The following is a 14,355-nucleotide window of genomic DNA, read 5'->3' as shown; positions in this document are numbered from 1 at the left end:
TCAGGCAAAGCCGATGAAGGCCACTGGCACGGCCTGTGTCAGCCACACGCCATTGTCCGATACATAAAACACGTGGCCCTGCGCCTGCATGGCGGCCGCATCCACCGTCAGCACGACGGGCTTGCCGTGGCGCGCGCCGACGGCCACGGCTGTTTCGTGGTTGCTGGACAGGTGCACGTGGTTGCGCGATCCCGGCAGCAAACCGCCGGCGCGGATCGCGTCGACAAAGCGGCTGGCCGTGCCGTGGTACAACATGGCGGGCGGCGTGGCGGGCGGCAAGGCTATATCGACGGCGGCCAGCGAATGCCCCTGGTTGGCGCGGATGCGCAAGCCGTCGGCACTGATCGCGTAGCGCGTCTTGCTGTCGCGCGCCACCACCTCATCCAATTGTTCCCGGGAAAGGCTGCGGCCATGTTGGGCCGCCAGCGCCAGCAACTGGCCGATGTCGGCCCAGCCCTGGGGATCGAGCGCGAGGCCGATTTTTTCGGGGGCGTGACGCAGTATGAGGGAAAGGAATTTGCTGGTTTGTACCAAGTTATCTGTCATGCTCCCAGTCTACCGTTATCAGAACGCATATGACAAGGTCAGGCGCACGGAGCGCGGCTCCACCGGATGGAAATGCCGGTCATTCACCCCTTCCGCTGCTTCCCCAGGCAGGCGCGACGCATAGTAATAATCGATGTCGCTGGCGCGCTTGTCGAAGAGGTTGAATACGTCGAGCGAGACGCGCGTCTTGCGGTTGATCTGGTAAGCCACGCGCGCATACGCCAGGGTGGTCGAGGCCGAGCGCACGCTGTTGTCCTCGATCAGGGGACGGGGGCCGAAGTAACGTAGCTGGAAGGCGCCCGACCACGGGCCCTGGTCCGTCACGGTCACGCCGAACGACACCACCTTGTCGATCGAACCGGGAATAAAATTGCCGGCCGGATCATTTTCCGTATAGCGCGAGCGCGAAGCGGCCAGGTCCAGGTCGAACAGCAGCCACGGTGCGGCAATATAATGGTTGTTCCATTCGATGCCGTGGCGGCGGCTGGCGCGGCTCGCTTCCGTTTCGCCCGCGTCGCCGACGAACAGCAGTTCCGACGCGATGTCGAGGCGCCACAGGGCCAGAGAACTTTGCAGGCCCGGCAGCCATTCCGTGCGCGCGCCCAATTCCATGCCCTTGGTCGGCACCAGCGGCGTGACAGGCGTGGATGGCGTGCCGTCGGGCAAGCGCGTCTGCGTCGTGCCGCGTGCGTCGTTGCTGTGAAAGCCCTTGCCGTAGTTGACGAAAAATTCCGTCTTGCTCCACGGCCCAAGTATCAATGACAGTTTCGGCGACACCACGTGGTCATTCGCCGAGCCGCTGTTGCCGTCTATGCTGCTGTCCACCTTGAAACGGTAAGCGTCATAGCGCACGCCCGCCACGGAACGCAGCCAGGGCAGCCATTGCACCGTGTTTTCGCCGTAGAGACCGATGCTGCTTTCGCGCACCCGGTCTTCGCGCACCGTGCTCTGCCGCACGCGCTCCACCGTGTTGTACAAACCCACGGGCGACAGCCGGTCAAAACGCGCCTGCACGCCCAGCTTGTTGCGCAAGGGAAGACCGAACAGCTCCATGGTCCAGCTTTCGCTGGCGTTCACGCCTGCCACCGTGCGCCGCTCGCTTTGCTGGAACTGGTCGCCCTGTTCCGGATCGGCAAGGAAATACGTGAAGTCGCTATTGAGTTCCAGCTGCGAGCGGATCAGGTAGGCGTCGAGCTCGAACAGCCGGTTGTCCGTGCGCTTGCGCATCGCGTACGACAGGCTGTAGCGCGAGGTGTCGCCGCCGTCGCTGGGCGCCAGACTGCCGAAACGGCTGATCTGGCCCGATTCCACGGCGCGCAGCGGCACCTGGTCAGTGGCGTTCCAGCTGTTTTTATAGGCCATGCCCGTCACGCTGAAGCCGTCGTCCGGCGTGCCCTGGCTGTAGCGCAGCACGCCGCTGTATTTACGCACGCGCTCCGGCACGTCCCAGGGACCGTTGTTGCGGTGCACTTCCAGGCCGACCAACAAGGTCCCTGGCCCGGCGGACAACGAATCGGCGACGACGCCGCGCACATAACCGTGCTGGCCGACGGAGACGCTGGCCTGGCCCTGCGGCAATTTGTCGGCCAGACGGATGCGGGCGCTGCCTGCCGAGGCGAAATCGCCTTCACCGGCGAAATACGGCCCCTTCTTGTAATCGATGCGCTGCACCAGCTCGGGAATGAGGAAATTGAGGTCGGAATAGCCTTGCCCGTGCGCATGCGTGCGCATATTGACGGGCATGCCGTCGACGTAAGTGGCGAAATCCGTGCCATGGTCGAGGTTAAAGCCGCGCAAGAAATACTGGTTGGCCTTGCCGTCGCCGCTGTGCTGGGTGACGATCAGCCCGGGCACGAATTCCAGCAATTCGCCCGTGCGCAAAGCGGGCCGGTTGACAATCAACTCAGTAGTGATGACGCCCTGGCTGGCCGCATCCGACGTGCCGACGGCGTTGTCGTAGTGGCCAGTCACGCGCACGGTGCGTGTTTCATCGGCAACTGGAGCCGCCTCGGACTGGGCCTGGGCCGCCGCCTGGCGCCCCAAGCTCAGCAATGCCAGCGCACAAGCTGCTACCAGTTTGCGTTTTCTCAATCGCATCGCGTCTCCAGTTTTTATGATGTCAGTATGGGTCCAGGGCTTGGTCTAGCCTACCGGATATATACGCGGCCGGCTGCTTGTTTGGATTCAGCATTTTTCAAGGAGCGACCGTGGAACTGAGCGACAGTGCCGGCAAGGCAACGAAAACCGCCGCCGCGGCCGTGCGCAAGCGCGATGCGCTCCCCTACATCCTGCTGTTCATCCTGCTGGCGGGCTTGCTGGCCGTGACGGCGGGCGCCCTGCTGCCGCCCTACTACCAGGCCGTGCCGGCCCTGCTGTGGAGCCTGGGCTTTTGCGTCAGCGGCATGCTGCTGGGCTTTTTGTTCGGCATCCCGCGCAGCCTGCCCTCTGGCACCGTCAGCGCCGCCCCTCCCGACGAGCGGAACAATGGCAAGAGCCGTCCTACGGACGAGCCACCGGCCGCAGGGACCGACACGGCCGCCGCCGCCCCCAGCAATACGCTGTTCCTGGGCACGCCCACGCCCATGGAAATCAATTCGAATCTGGTGGAAGTGTCGGACTGGCTGACGAAAATCATCGTCGGCGTGGGCTTGATCGAACTCAAAAGCCTACCCGGCAGCGCACGCAGCATGGCCGCCTTTATCGCGCCCAGCCTGGCCACGGATACGGCCACGGCGATGGCGGTGGTCGGCGGCATCATGCTGTTCTTTTCCGTGCATGGTTTCCTGATCGGCTACCTGCTTACACGCATCTACCTGTCCATCATGATCAAGCGGGCCGACAGCATGGTCAAGAACGAATCCGTGCGCCTGGAGAGCGGCAAGGAAATCGAGGTGACGGAACTGAGCCGCTTGCAGCAAAAGTCGCTCGACGACATGCAGGAAGCCGTCACGCAGCTGCTGCTGGCCTACCCGCCCGATGGCGGCGCGCCAGTCACGGCCCTGGCCGGCGTGCCGACGGGGCAAAAGCCGTCCAGCCTGGTGCTGTGGCTGGACGACCATCCGCGCAACAATACCTTGCTGGTGGAACAGCTGGAACGGGAAAACATCAAGGTGGACCAGGCCGTGTCGACGCGCCAGGCACTGGCCATGCTGCAACAGAAACCGTATGCGCTGCTGATCACGGACATGGCAAGGGTGGAAAACCGCCGGCGCATCAAGGATGCGGGCGTGCGCACGGTGCGCGAAGTGCGCCAGACCTTGCCGGAACTGCCCATCGTCGTGTATTGCAGCAAGGATACGGTCGCCAGCTACGGCACGGAAGCGCAGGCGGCCGGTGCCCGTTTCATCACCACCTCGGGCACCAGCCTGCTGGCGGCAATCAACAAGCTACTGCATGAGCAGCGCGAGGATGGCGCTCAGCCACCGGCGTAGGCATAGCTGCCCACGTAATGCAGCGAACTGCGCTGCGGGTGCGCCAGCTGGTTTGGCGCAAATACGCAGACGGCCGTGTCGGCCAGCACGCCCTGCCCATCCGCGTCCGCGCACGCCTGCGCCAGCCAGCTGTCGGGGTACGACACGCCATCGAGCAACTGCGCCAGCGGCACTGGCGACGCCAGCATGGCGCTTTCAAAACAGGCCGGCTCGTAGCACGTGAGGCCCGTTTCCAGGATGAATGGCGATGGCATGGCATCGCCATCCTCCGTGTACGTGGGCGACAGGTAGGCCTGCAGCGCCTCCCAGCTGGGGAAACGGCCGCTGCAGGCAAATACGTGGACGATGGGCAAAGTAGTGGCCAACTACAGTTTCTCCATCTTTTGCCGCACGGCCGGCGCCGTGGCCGCCGTCGGCGCCAGTTCCAGATAGGTTTTATAGGCGGCTTTCGCCTTGGCCGCATCGCCGGCCTTGGCATACGCGTCGCCCAGATTCAGATAGGCGATGGCGCGCGACGGGTCCATCTTGACCGTGTTTTCAAACCAGCGGGCCGCTTCGCGGTATTTTTCCTGCTTGTAGAACACAAAGCCCAGGTTGTTGGCCGCCAGCGCGAAATCGGGACGCAGTTTCAGCGCTTCCGTAAATTGCGCTTCCGCCGCCGCATACTGTTTCTCCTTGTACAGCTGCAAGCCGCGGTCGTTGGCCCGCTGCGCCAGCTGACGCGTCGAGCTCGGCACGGCGCCCGGCGTGACGATCTTCTGTTCGCCGCCTTGCAAATCCTTGACCGTCACGCTGGCCGCCGCCGGCTTGGCGTCGAGCTTGCTGTTCAGGGCGATGGCTTCCGTCGACAGCTGTGTCGTGTTCGGGCTGAGGAATTCCGTCTCGCCTGGCAGTTCAAAGACGAAGTCGCCCCCTTCCGATCCCGGCAAGCTGCCAAACGCGGGCGTCTGGTTTGACACGCTGGACACGGCCGGCGCCACGTAGGCCGCCAGTTCCGTCGCCGTGATCAGGCCGTCGCCGTTCAGGTCGCCCTTGCCCGCCAAACCTTGCAGCAGGGTCCACGTGAACACGGAGTGGCCGTTCGGCCCGCCATCGGCCACCAGCTGGTCACCGCCGCCGGCCGTCAGCATTTGCCGGCCGATACGCTTGGCGTTGTCGCGCAGGAAGGAACTGGAACCGGCGCCGCGCGTCAGGCCCAGGCCGCTGTAGCAGGCGTCCATGACGAAGAACGCGTGCTTGGCCGTCAGGGACTCGGCAATATTCTGGATTTCCGTCATCGGGATCGCATCCGTGGCGAACTGCGCCGGGTCGGAATCGACGGGCACGATGTAGCCGAGGTCGCGCCCGGAGCTCAACTTGCGCGTGGCGCCGTGGCCGGCGAAGAAGACGAAGATACGGTCATTCTTTTGCACGCCGCCATGGGCCAGCTTGTCATGGAAGGCGGCCAGGATGTTGTTGCGCGTCGCTTCGCCATTCTTCAGGGTGACGACACGCTCGGGCGCGAACGCAAACTTTTCGATCAGGGTTTCGCGAATGCCTTGCGCGTCGCGCACCGCATATTGCAATTTCGGCCATTTCGCATAATCGTCGATGCCGATCACGACGGCCCAGGAATTGGCGTAACCGGTGGTGACGGCCACTTTTTCCGGCGCGGGCGCCGAGCTTTTCGCTACCTGGAAACTCGTGCCATCCCAGCCTGCGAATTGATAGCCTTCGGCGATCAGCTTGTCGAGCACGGCCGGCAAGGCTTTGACCGTGCGTTCGTGGATGTCGTGGAACAAGATGATGCCGCGTCCCGCCTTGTCGACGGACGCCAGCACCCGGTTCGTGATGGAACTAGGCACGGGATCGGCCCAGTCCAGGGAATCGATATTCCACATCACGGATTTCAAATGCGCATCGGCCAGCGCGGCCATGCCTTCGCTGTTGCGCGCGCCATACGGAAAGCGGAACAGCGCGGCCCGCTCGGGGCTGATGGCTTTCAATAAAGTGTCGGTGCCGAGGATTTCGCCTTTCAGCTTGTCGCCAGTCTGCTTGGATAACTGTGCGTGGCTGAAACTGTGGTTGCCCACGGCATAGCCCTCTTTCATCAGCTTGCGGCTCACTTCCGCGCCCGCGTTCAGCTTGGCGTGACCGTCCGCATCGAGCGAACCGAGATTGCGGCCCACGTTGAAGAACACGGCGGGCACGCCATATTGTTTCAAAATGGCGCTGATTTCTTCCGTATAGCGGCGGTGCGGGCCGTCGTCAAAGGTCAGCACGATGGTTTTCTTCGGCAAACCGAGGCCAAAGATTTCCGCCTCGTCTTTTTTTGGCACGGGCTTGGCTTCGGGCACAGAACCTGCCGGCGGCACCGCATACGGCACGACGATGCCGTTTTCTTTGAGGATCTGTTCGCGGCTGTAGAGCTTTTTCAGCTGCGCCACGTAATCATCCCACCGTTCGCGCTTGAGCTCGATGGCGCGCTGGCCCAGGTTACCGAAGATTTGCCGAATTTCCTTCTCGTAGTTGCGCTCGATCTCGCCCAGCGCGTCCATGTCTTCGGAAATACGCTTGTGCAGCTTGATCGCCGGCAAGGACGAATCCTTGGCCACGTCGGCCAGCATGCTTTGCAGCAGTTCGCGGAACGCCAGGCGGTCCGCGTCGTACAGGCCGGGATCGGATTCGATATACGTCAGCAGGCTGTCGAGCGCTTCGAAGCGGCCCGGATTGGTGGGCGCCGTCAGCTGGTCGAGCGCCGCATCGAGCTTGGCGATGCGTTCCTGGTTTTCATGGAACAGCGCCTGCCCCACTTTGCGGGCTTCGTCGCGCGCGCCTTCGGGCAAGCTTTGCTCGTCGGCCAGCAGCACGATAATCTTGCGGAAATTGCCCAGCAAGTCGCGGAACTGGCTGGCTACGGCGGCCGTATCGACGGTGGACTGGGGCGCGGCGGCCGGGCTGCCCGAGGCCGGGGCGCCGGGCGTGGCGGTGGCGGCTGGGCGGGTAAACGTGTAAATACCCGCCCCAGCGGCGAGAGCCACGACGACGGTGGCGGCGATCTTGATCGGCTTGGAAGTCACAGGCTTGTCATTCCCTTCACATACTATGCATAGAATTCAGATGGCGCGGATGCGCAGATGCATAATTGTAAAGCACGCATGGCACATGCTCAGCCCGCACGCTGAATTTGGGCAATAATATGCCGGCAAACCTCATCGAACGTACGAACAGGAAAGACGATGCACAAGAAACTCTGCGCTGCGGCGCTGATGCTGGGCGTGGCCCTGATGATGCTGCAACTGCGCGCGCATGCGGGCGACGACGTGGTCAATGTGGCGGGACGTGTATGCTTGCCGCACTGAACCACGCCCCACGCTGGCGCTACACCTTGGCCGGCTCCCAGTAATTGGCCAGGCCCAGCTTTTTCAAGCCTGCCGCCACGAAGCGCGGTTCCAGCAATTCCTCCGCCGTCAAGGGCTGGCGGATCAGCTTTTGTTCCTGCGCAAACGCCAGCACCCGGCGGTAATGGCGGTACACGGCGTCGTCGTACAGGGGCGACCAGCGCTCCTTCCACTGCAGGCCCGGATCGTCGTAGCTGCGCCGCACCACGCTGTCGGGCGTGCCATTGCGCGTGCCATCCTTGATGATCGCTTCGCGGTTGCCGTCGAGCGCCGCCCAGTGCTGGGCCCGCAGCCAAGCCGTGGCCACCAGTTCGGCGATGTCGGGATGGGCTTGCGTAAAGTCGCGCCGCGCCCACAGTTCCGCCCGCATCTTGCGTTCGGGCAGCCCCTTGCTGGACCAGATGATGCGGCCGATACCCTTGTCTTCCAGCGGATAGCCATTGATCATGAACAAGGCGTCGACGGCGCCCGTGGCCAGCGCGGCCGTGCCAGGCTTCAAATCCATATTGATCAAACGAAAATCCGTGGGCGACATGCGCTGGTCGGCGATCAGCTGGCGCAAGCCCAGTTCCCACGGCCGGCCCCGGTGCACACTGATGCGCTTGCCCTTCAGCTCGGCCAGGGACGTGGCGCGCGAACCGCTGGGCACCAGCAGGAACTGGTCCGTGCCCCGGCCCGCCGGCACGATCACCTGCGTGCGCACGCCACCCGCGTTGAGGATGACGGATGGCAAGTCGCCATACGCTGCCATGTCGATGCGGCCGCTGGCGAACGCCTCGTTCATGGTCGCGCCCGTGTCGCCCGTGACGGGCAGCCATTCCAGCCGCACGCCCCGCTGCTTCAGTTCGCGCGCCAGCCAGCCTTCCTGCTGTACCCGGTAAGCGATGCCGCCCAGCTCCGCCTTGCCGTTTTCCGCAAAACCCGTCGAGGCGATGCGCAGGGCCGCCGGCGGCGCCCCCGCCTCTTTCGCTGCCGACACCGCCGACACTGCCTGTCCCGCCAGGGGCAGCAAAGCCAGCCCTCCCATCACCGTGCGTCGCCGCATCGCATTCTCCTCATCATCGAACATGGCCACTGTTGACGTGTTTCCCGCTCAAGCCGCCCGGCGCGTCTGCGCCAGCGCCGCTTCGAAAGGACGCGGGTCGATCCACGCGCGCACGTCGACCTTGCTGGGCAGGAAATTCCAGCGGAACAAAAAGTCGCTGAAGTCCTGCAAGCCGGCAACCGACGTTTCCGCCAGATCCGTATCCAGGCGCAGATGCGCATCCTTGCCGTACGCCACTTGCACCCAGTGCTCGCTGGCATTCGATTCGCGCGCGAGGAAACGCCGCGTCTCGTCCGCATGGCCGCGCGCCCACGCTTCGGCCCGCAGCACCTGGTCGACCAGGGTCACGGCCGAATTGAAATGGTTGTCGAGCAAGTGCGCATCGACGCTCAGGGTGCGCGGCGTGCCGTTGTTGGCGCGGATCAAGGGTTCCGGATGGATGCCCGTGTCGATCACCGTGTGCAAGCCGAATTGCTGCGCCAGCTGCGCGGCCGAGGCGCCTTTCAGGAAGATGGCGTCCACCTCGCCCCGCAGCAGTCCCAGCAATTCCGGGCTTTGGCCGCCGCGCCGCGCACCGCTGAACAGATTCGTTGCCGCCCCCTTTTCTGGTGGTGCTTCGCTCTGCCCTGCCGCGATCACGTAATCGACCAGTTCCACGTCAGCAACAGCCAGCCCTTCCAGGCTCAGCGCGTTTTCCAGCCCGCGCAAGGCTTGCGCGCGCGCAAAGTCGATCTGCGCCTTGGCCCACAAAGGCAAGCCGAAGCGCCGCCCCTTCAAGTCGCGCACGGTCTGGATGCCGCTGCCGGGCAAGGTCAATATCAGCTGCGTCTCGTCCGACCACGACAGGCCGATCACGCGCGTCTCGCGTCCCGCCGCGCGCGCCCACAGGGCGGGAATGTTGCCGCCGTGACGCACGGAATTTTGCAGGGTATGGTCGAAATGCGATTCGCGCACGGCTTCCTGGTCCGATTCGCGCAAGGAGCGCAAGCTGGTGCCGTTGGCGCGCAACGCTTCTTCCAGCCAGCCTTGCTGCAAGGCTATCCCCAGGCCTGTCGGGACGGGGCAGCGCGTGTACCACAGGGTGTCGAGTGCGTTGTTATTGCTCATGGTGTATCTCCAGAGTGGGTGAACCGGTCAAAAAGGAAACTACAGCGCCATCCTGCGCGCCCATTCATTGCCATCCCACAAGCTGCTGGGGTGTTCTTCCTGCTCCACAGGCGCATGCGATTCGTCGAGGTCGCTGAAATCCGCATGCAGGCCATCGCGGATGGACACAAAACCGGGCGAGCCGCGCTGGCGCGGGTGGGCCAGCGGCACCTCCTGCACCCGGCGCACCTTGCCGGGACGCGCGTCGAGCACGACGATACGGTCGGCCAGATAGACGGCTTCATCGATGTCATGCGTGACCATGACCATGGTGATGCCTTCGTCTTGCCACAATCGGCGCAGTTCCTGCTGCAAGCGCAAACGGGTCAGCGCGTCGAGCGCACCGAGCGGTTCGTCGAGCAGCAGCACGTCGGGCCGCCCCACGAGGGCGCGGGCAATGGCGGCCCGTTGCGACATGCCGCCCGACAATTGATGCGGATAGGCATCCGCATAGCCATCGAGGCCCACGCGCGTGATTTCCGCCGCCACGCGCGATGCGCGCTCGGCCGGCGGCACCTTGGTATTGCTGAAGGCCACGGCCACGTTCTGCTGCACCGTCAGCCAGGGAAACAGGCGGTGGTCCTGGAACACGAGGCCCCGGTGCAAGTCCGTGCCACGGATCGGCACGCCATCGTGCAGCAGCAAGCCCGTGTAATCGGTGTCCAGGCCCGCCAGCAGGCGCAGCAAGGTGGATTTGCCGCAGCCGGACGCGCCCACGATGGCGACGAATTCGCCTGGCGCAATGGTGAGCGAAATATCGTCGAGCACGGGCAGCGGCGCGCCTTTCAGCGAAAACGACTTGCTCACGTGCTGCACTTGCAAGCCGCCGCTCAGGTGCTGCTGTTGCGGCGACAAGGCCGAAGGGGAAACGAAATCATTCATGGCGCACTCTCTGCGGTGGGGGCGAGGGAAGGAATGGCGGCGGACGGCGCCCGGCGCAGCCAGCGACTGCCGTGGAAAACCAGCCAGGCGGCCAGCCACGGAGCCAGCCAGATCAGGAACACATTGCGCAGCCCCGTCAGGTCGGCCAGGCGGCCCGCCGCCAGCGCGCCAGCCGTGCCACCCAACATGCCGAACAGAGTCAAGTGGGCCGAAACCCTGGCCTTGTCGACGGGCGCGCGGGCGATATTGTCCGTGTTGACGAGGTTATTCACGCCCAGTCCCAGGCCCAGCAGTACGGAGGCCGCCAGGTAGGCGATGCTGTTCGGCCACAGGCCGAGGATCAGCAAGGCGGCCATGATGGCCAGGTGCGCGCCGCCATACAATTGCTCGCGGTAGCGGCTGGCCAGCACGAAGCGCCCCAGGAACAGCAGCACGAGCACGCAGCTGAGTCCCTGCACGGCCATCAGCCAGACGGAGTGATGCGCAGGCCAGTGCAAGACGCGGATGGCCAGCAAGATGGAAAACACGCCCACGCTGGACGCCGTAAAGCTGGCGAGAATTTCAAACAGGTACGTCACGCGCACGATAGGCAGGCGCAGCAGTTCGCGCAGGCTGGCCGCACCGGGCAACAAGGCCTGGCCTTCCAGCTTGCGCGGCGCCGTATTGCTGGGTAACACTTGCCAGCCCAGCACGGCCAGGATGGCAAACATCAGGGCGGAAATCAAGAAGCCCGCCTTCAGGCCCAGCTGCGCGATCAGGTAATTGCCGCACAAGGGTCCGAGGAACTGCATGCCGAGGATCAATGTGCCCTTGTACCAGCCCGCCTTGCTCTGCCCCAGTTCCGGCAAGCGCACAAGGAAGACCGTGCTCATGGCAACAATGCGCAGCGAGATGCACAGGCCAACCACGAACATCAGCAAGGCCACCCATTGCCAGCCGGGCAGCCACGGCAGCACGCAGAAGGCCAGCGCCAGGCTCAGGCTCACTCCCGCATACAAATGCTTCGGATTACCGCGTGACAAGATATAGCCGGCCGGTATGGTACCGAGCGCCATGGCCAAGGTTTCCGCGCTGCTGATCGCGGCCAGCTGGAAATTGCTCACGTGCAGGTGCAAGCCCAGCAAGGTGGCCAGCACCTTGTTCATGCCGATGGTCACGCCCGACAGCAAGGTCAGGCCGATAAAGCGCAGCAAGAAGGCGCGCAGCTCCCCTTCGCGGGCGCTGGCGGTCGCGTCTGGCTGGAATGGCAACGATTCACTCACTGCTGCGCCCCTTCACCAGCAGGCGCGCGAGGCGCGCAAACGCCACGTTCATCGCTTGCGCCAGCAAGGCGATCACGAGCACGGCCAGCAGGACGACGTCCATGCGGCCCGACACTTCGCCGTTGAGCAGCAAGGAACCCATGCCGGGGCCAGCCGAAAACAGCAGTTCGCCGCCCAGGCAAGCGAGCCAGGCAAACGCCAGCGCATGCGTAACGCCCGTGACGATGGCCGGCATGGCGCCCGGCAGCAAAATCTGGCGCAGGGTCTGCCAGCGCGTCAGGGTCAGCACCTGCCCCACTTCGCGCAAGCGCCCTTCCACCTGGCGCATGCCCGCATACGTGTTGAGCACGGTCGGGTAAAAGGCGGCGATGGCGATCACCAGCAGCTTGGCGCCATCGCCATTGCCTACCCACAAGCCCAACAAGGGGATCAGACCCAGCAGCGGGACTTGGCGGATGCTGTGGAACAGCGGACCGATCAGCCGGTCCGCCAGCGGCGACTGCGCCATCAGCGCGCCCGTGACGATGCCGGCGCTGCCGCCCAGCAGCAGGCCGGCCAACGTCCTGCCCAGGCTGGCGCGCAAATGCACCCACAGTTCGCCCGTCAAGACCAGATCGCGCAAGCTGTGCGCCAGGTCACCCAAGGAGACAAAAATGTAGGCGGCCGCCGCGCCCTGTCCTGAGGCCCATTGCCAGGCGCCCAGCAAGGCCAGCGGCAGCAGCACGCCCTTGATGATCAGTACTAAACGCTGCTTCATTTGGACTCTCCACCGCGTTTCCAGCGCATCAGCCACACTTCCAGCGCGTGGCAGAGCCGGTCCAGGCCAAAGCCGATCACGCCCGTCAGCACCACGCCCACCATCACTACGTCGAGGCGGAACATTTGCCGGCCCATTTCCATCATCTGGCCCAGGCCGCTGTCGGCGGCCAGCAATTCCGCGCCCACCAGCACCATCCACGAGCGCGACAGGGCGATGCGCATGCCCGTCAGCGCGGCCGGCACGATGGCGGGCAAGACGATCAGGCGGATGCGCTGCCAGCGCGAGAAGCAATACACTTGCGCCACTTCAAAATAGCGCGCAGACAGGTTGCGGATGGCGTCATGCACGGCCAGCGCGACGATAAAGAAGCTGGCCTTGGCGACGATAAACACCTTGAAGCTCTCGCCTATGCCGAACAGCAAGATAAACAGGGGGATCAGGGCCACCGTGGGCAGCTGGCGCAAGACATTGAAGGTGGGGTCGACATAGCTGCGCAAACCAGGCGACAAGCCCAGCACCACGCCAAACGCCAGGCCCGCGCTGGCGCCCAGGCCGAAACCGGCCAGCAGGCGGAACAGGCTGATACCCAGGTGCTGGCCCAGTTCGCCGCTCTCGGCCAGGTCGCGCGCTGTCAGCAGCACTTGCCATGGCGACATCAAGATGTGCGCAGGCATCCATTCGAAGGTGGTGGCGGCCGTCCACAGCAGCAGCAAGACCAGCGGCGATGCCCACACGGACCAGGGCGAGCGCACGAAGCGCCGCAGCCAGGGAACAGAAGCCGCACACGTTGGCGCAGTGGCGCGCGGCAAGGCGATAGTCAAGGAAGTCATGGCGCCCAGTAAGTTTGCAATTTTAGCTGCGCCAGCGCCTGGTTGACGAACTGGGGCGCGAACAGGCTGTCGACCTGCAGGGGCCGCGCTATCAGCCCCGCGCTCTTCGCATACGCCGCCTCGCCCACGTAATGCTGGCGCAGGCTGGCCGTAAACAACGGCGACCAGCGCGCCTGCCACGGCGTATGGTCGCCCGCCAGTTCGCGCCGCACCACGCTTTCCACCTGGCCCGCAGCCGCCTCGGTGCGCACATACTCATCTTCGCCGCCCGCGCCGGCGGCCCGGTGGTGCTCGTGCACATAGGCCGTCACCACGAGCTGGGCCAGCTGCGGATAGCGTTGCAGGAAACCGCTGTCGGCCCACAGCTCGGCGCGCATCTTCCAGTCCTGCGGCGGCGCCTTGCTGGCCCAGATGATCTTGCCGACCTTTTTATCTTCGAGCAAAAAGGCGTCGCTGAGGGTGAAGAAGGCGTCGGCGCCACCCGTGGCCACGGCCGCCGCGCCCGCCTGCGGATTGAGGTTGAGAATCTTGACGTCGCGCAGGGTCATGCCATTGGCTTCCAGCAGGCGCGCGAACGGGTATTCCCACGGCCGGCCACGATGCAGGGCGATCTTCTTGCCCTTCAAGTCCTTGATCGACTTGGCCGTGGAGCCGTTCGGCACCACCAGATAGGTATTGTTGGCGCTGCCGCCGGGCAAGATCAGCCGCGTCTGCAAGCCCGAGGCATTGGCGATAATCGATGGCAGATCGCCATACTGGGCCAGGTCGATCGAATGGTTGGCAAACGCTTCGTTGACTTGCGTCGCCACGGAATTGGTCGTGACGGGCACCCATTCCAGCTTCACACCCAGCTTGCCCAGCTCGGCCGCCAGCCAGCCTTGGGATGCCACCTGGGCGGCCGAGCCGGCAAACACGGTCTTACCGGACGGCGCCGTACGGGCCACGACGGCGATGCGCACGGCGGCCGGCAACGGCGCGGCGGCAGCCGCGATCGTTGGCGCCAGCAAGCTGGCCACCACGGCGGTAGCGAGTACCTTGCGCCAGCGCAAACGTAAGAAGTTCAATGACATCGG

General features: G+C 64.5%; 13 protein-coding genes. 2 read left to right on the top strand and 11 right to left on the bottom strand.

Annotated elements, in window-relative coordinates:
* Positions 1-546 carry an RNA 2'-phosphotransferase gene (locus V3C40_RS03035; protein ID WP_331776469.1) on the bottom strand — a complete coding sequence of 182 codons (546 nt, stop codon included), beginning with the start codon at positions 544-546 and terminating at the stop codon, positions 1-3.
* An 18-nt stretch (positions 547-564) separates the two neighbouring features.
* Positions 565-2,643 carry a TonB-dependent receptor gene (locus V3C40_RS03030; RefSeq protein WP_331776468.1) on the bottom strand — a complete coding sequence of 693 codons (2,079 nt, stop codon included), beginning with the start codon at positions 2,641-2,643 and terminating at the stop codon, positions 565-567.
* Between the two features lie 110 nt (positions 2,644-2,753).
* Here V3C40_RS03030 and V3C40_RS03025 point away from each other — a divergent pair, with 110 nt between their 5' ends.
* Positions 2,754-3,977: a response regulator gene (locus tag V3C40_RS03025; RefSeq protein WP_034755852.1), complete on the top strand. Its 1,224-nt coding sequence runs from the start codon at positions 2,754-2,756 to the stop codon at positions 3,975-3,977.
* Here the strand turns inward: V3C40_RS03025 and V3C40_RS03020 are convergent.
* Positions 3,962-4,342, bottom strand: a complete 381-nt coding sequence (locus tag V3C40_RS03020) for an immunity 22 family protein (protein ID WP_331776467.1) — start codon at positions 4,340-4,342, stop codon at positions 3,962-3,964. The genes V3C40_RS03025 and V3C40_RS03020 overlap by 16 nt on opposite strands.
* A complete protein-coding gene (locus V3C40_RS03015; protein WP_331776466.1) occupies positions 4,343-7,036 on the bottom strand; it encodes a polysaccharide deacetylase family protein in 2,694 nt (897 codons plus the stop codon).
* Between the two features lie 159 nt (positions 7,037-7,195).
* Here V3C40_RS03015 and V3C40_RS03010 point away from each other — a divergent pair, with 159 nt between their 5' ends.
* The gene (locus V3C40_RS03010) at positions 7,196-7,318 is read left to right on the top strand and encodes a hypothetical protein (protein ID WP_331776465.1); all 123 of its coding nucleotides are present in this window, start codon (positions 7,196-7,198) and stop codon (positions 7,316-7,318) included.
* A gap of 19 nt (positions 7,319-7,337) precedes the next feature.
* Here V3C40_RS03010 and V3C40_RS03005 read toward each other — a convergent pair whose 3' ends face one another.
* Genes V3C40_RS03005 through V3C40_RS02975 form a run of 7 tightly spaced genes read right to left on the bottom strand, consistent with a single transcriptional unit; the run spans position 7,338 to position 14,352 of the window.
* Positions 7,338-8,402, bottom strand: a complete 1,065-nt coding sequence (locus tag V3C40_RS03005) for an ABC transporter substrate-binding protein (protein ID WP_331776464.1) — start codon at positions 8,400-8,402, stop codon at positions 7,338-7,340.
* Between the two features lie 48 nt (positions 8,403-8,450).
* A complete protein-coding gene (locus V3C40_RS03000; protein WP_331776463.1) occupies positions 8,451-9,509 on the bottom strand; it encodes an ABC transporter substrate-binding protein in 1,059 nt (352 codons plus the stop codon).
* Between the two features lie 39 nt (positions 9,510-9,548).
* The gene (locus V3C40_RS02995) at positions 9,549-10,430 is read right to left on the bottom strand and encodes an ABC transporter ATP-binding protein (RefSeq protein ID WP_319991492.1); all 882 of its coding nucleotides are present in this window, start codon (positions 10,428-10,430) and stop codon (positions 9,549-9,551) included.
* Complete coding sequence (locus V3C40_RS02990; protein ID WP_139248247.1) at positions 10,427-11,692, bottom strand: MFS transporter; 1,266 nt, start codon at positions 11,690-11,692, stop codon at positions 10,427-10,429. Before V3C40_RS02990 ends, V3C40_RS02995 begins: the two co-directional genes overlap by 4 nt.
* A complete protein-coding gene (locus V3C40_RS02985) occupies positions 11,685-12,449 on the bottom strand; it encodes an ABC transporter permease (protein ID WP_331776462.1) in 765 nt (254 codons plus the stop codon). Before V3C40_RS02985 ends, V3C40_RS02990 begins: the two co-directional genes overlap by 8 nt.
* Entirely contained in the window at positions 12,446-13,282 is an 837-nt protein-coding gene (locus tag V3C40_RS02980; RefSeq protein WP_331776461.1) for an ABC transporter permease, read from the bottom strand. Before V3C40_RS02980 ends, V3C40_RS02985 begins: the two co-directional genes overlap by 4 nt.
* Positions 13,279-14,352 carry an ABC transporter substrate-binding protein gene (locus V3C40_RS02975; protein WP_331776460.1) on the bottom strand — a complete coding sequence of 358 codons (1,074 nt, stop codon included), beginning with the start codon at positions 14,350-14,352 and terminating at the stop codon, positions 13,279-13,281. Before V3C40_RS02975 ends, V3C40_RS02980 begins: the two co-directional genes overlap by 4 nt.
* Positions 14,353-14,355 lie beyond the last annotated feature (3 nt).

This window comes from Janthinobacterium sp. LS2A (assembly GCF_036543145.1).
Lineage (GTDB): Bacteria > Pseudomonadota > Gammaproteobacteria > Burkholderiales > Burkholderiaceae_D > Janthinobacterium > Janthinobacterium aestuarii.
Note: the sequence above shows the minus strand (reverse complement) of the source record. Positions and strands in the feature narration are given on the sequence as shown.

What these genes read in the sequence shown, in the direction of transcription:
- V3C40_RS03035 (WP_331776469.1), bottom strand. Translation starts at nt 546, where the DNA reads ATGACAGATAACTTGGTACAAACCAGCAAATTCCTTTCCCTCATACTG.
- V3C40_RS03030 (WP_331776468.1), bottom strand. Translation starts at nt 2,643, where the DNA reads ATGCGATTGAGAAAACGCAAACTGGTAGCAGCTTGTGCGCTGGCATTG.
- V3C40_RS03010 (WP_331776465.1), top strand. Translation starts at nt 7,196, where the DNA reads ATGCACAAGAAACTCTGCGCTGCGGCGCTGATGCTGGGCGTGGCCCTG.
- V3C40_RS03005 (WP_331776464.1), bottom strand. Translation starts at nt 8,402, where the DNA reads ATGCGGCGACGCACGGTGATGGGAGGGCTGGCTTTGCTGCCCCTGGCG.
- V3C40_RS03000 (WP_331776463.1), bottom strand. Translation starts at nt 9,509, where the DNA reads ATGAGCAATAACAACGCACTCGACACCCTGTGGTACACGCGCTGCCCC.
- V3C40_RS02995 (WP_319991492.1), bottom strand. Translation starts at nt 10,430, where the DNA reads ATGAATGATTTCGTTTCCCCTTCGGCCTTGTCGCCGCAACAGCAGCAC.
- V3C40_RS02985 (WP_331776462.1), bottom strand. Translation starts at nt 12,449, where the DNA reads ATGAAGCAGCGTTTAGTACTGATCATCAAGGGCGTGCTGCTGCCGCTG.
- V3C40_RS02980 (WP_331776461.1), bottom strand. Translation starts at nt 13,282, where the DNA reads ATGACTTCCTTGACTATCGCCTTGCCGCGCGCCACTGCGCCAACGTGT.
- V3C40_RS02975 (WP_331776460.1), bottom strand. Translation starts at nt 14,352, where the DNA reads ATGTCATTGAACTTCTTACGTTTGCGCTGGCGCAAGGTACTCGCTACC.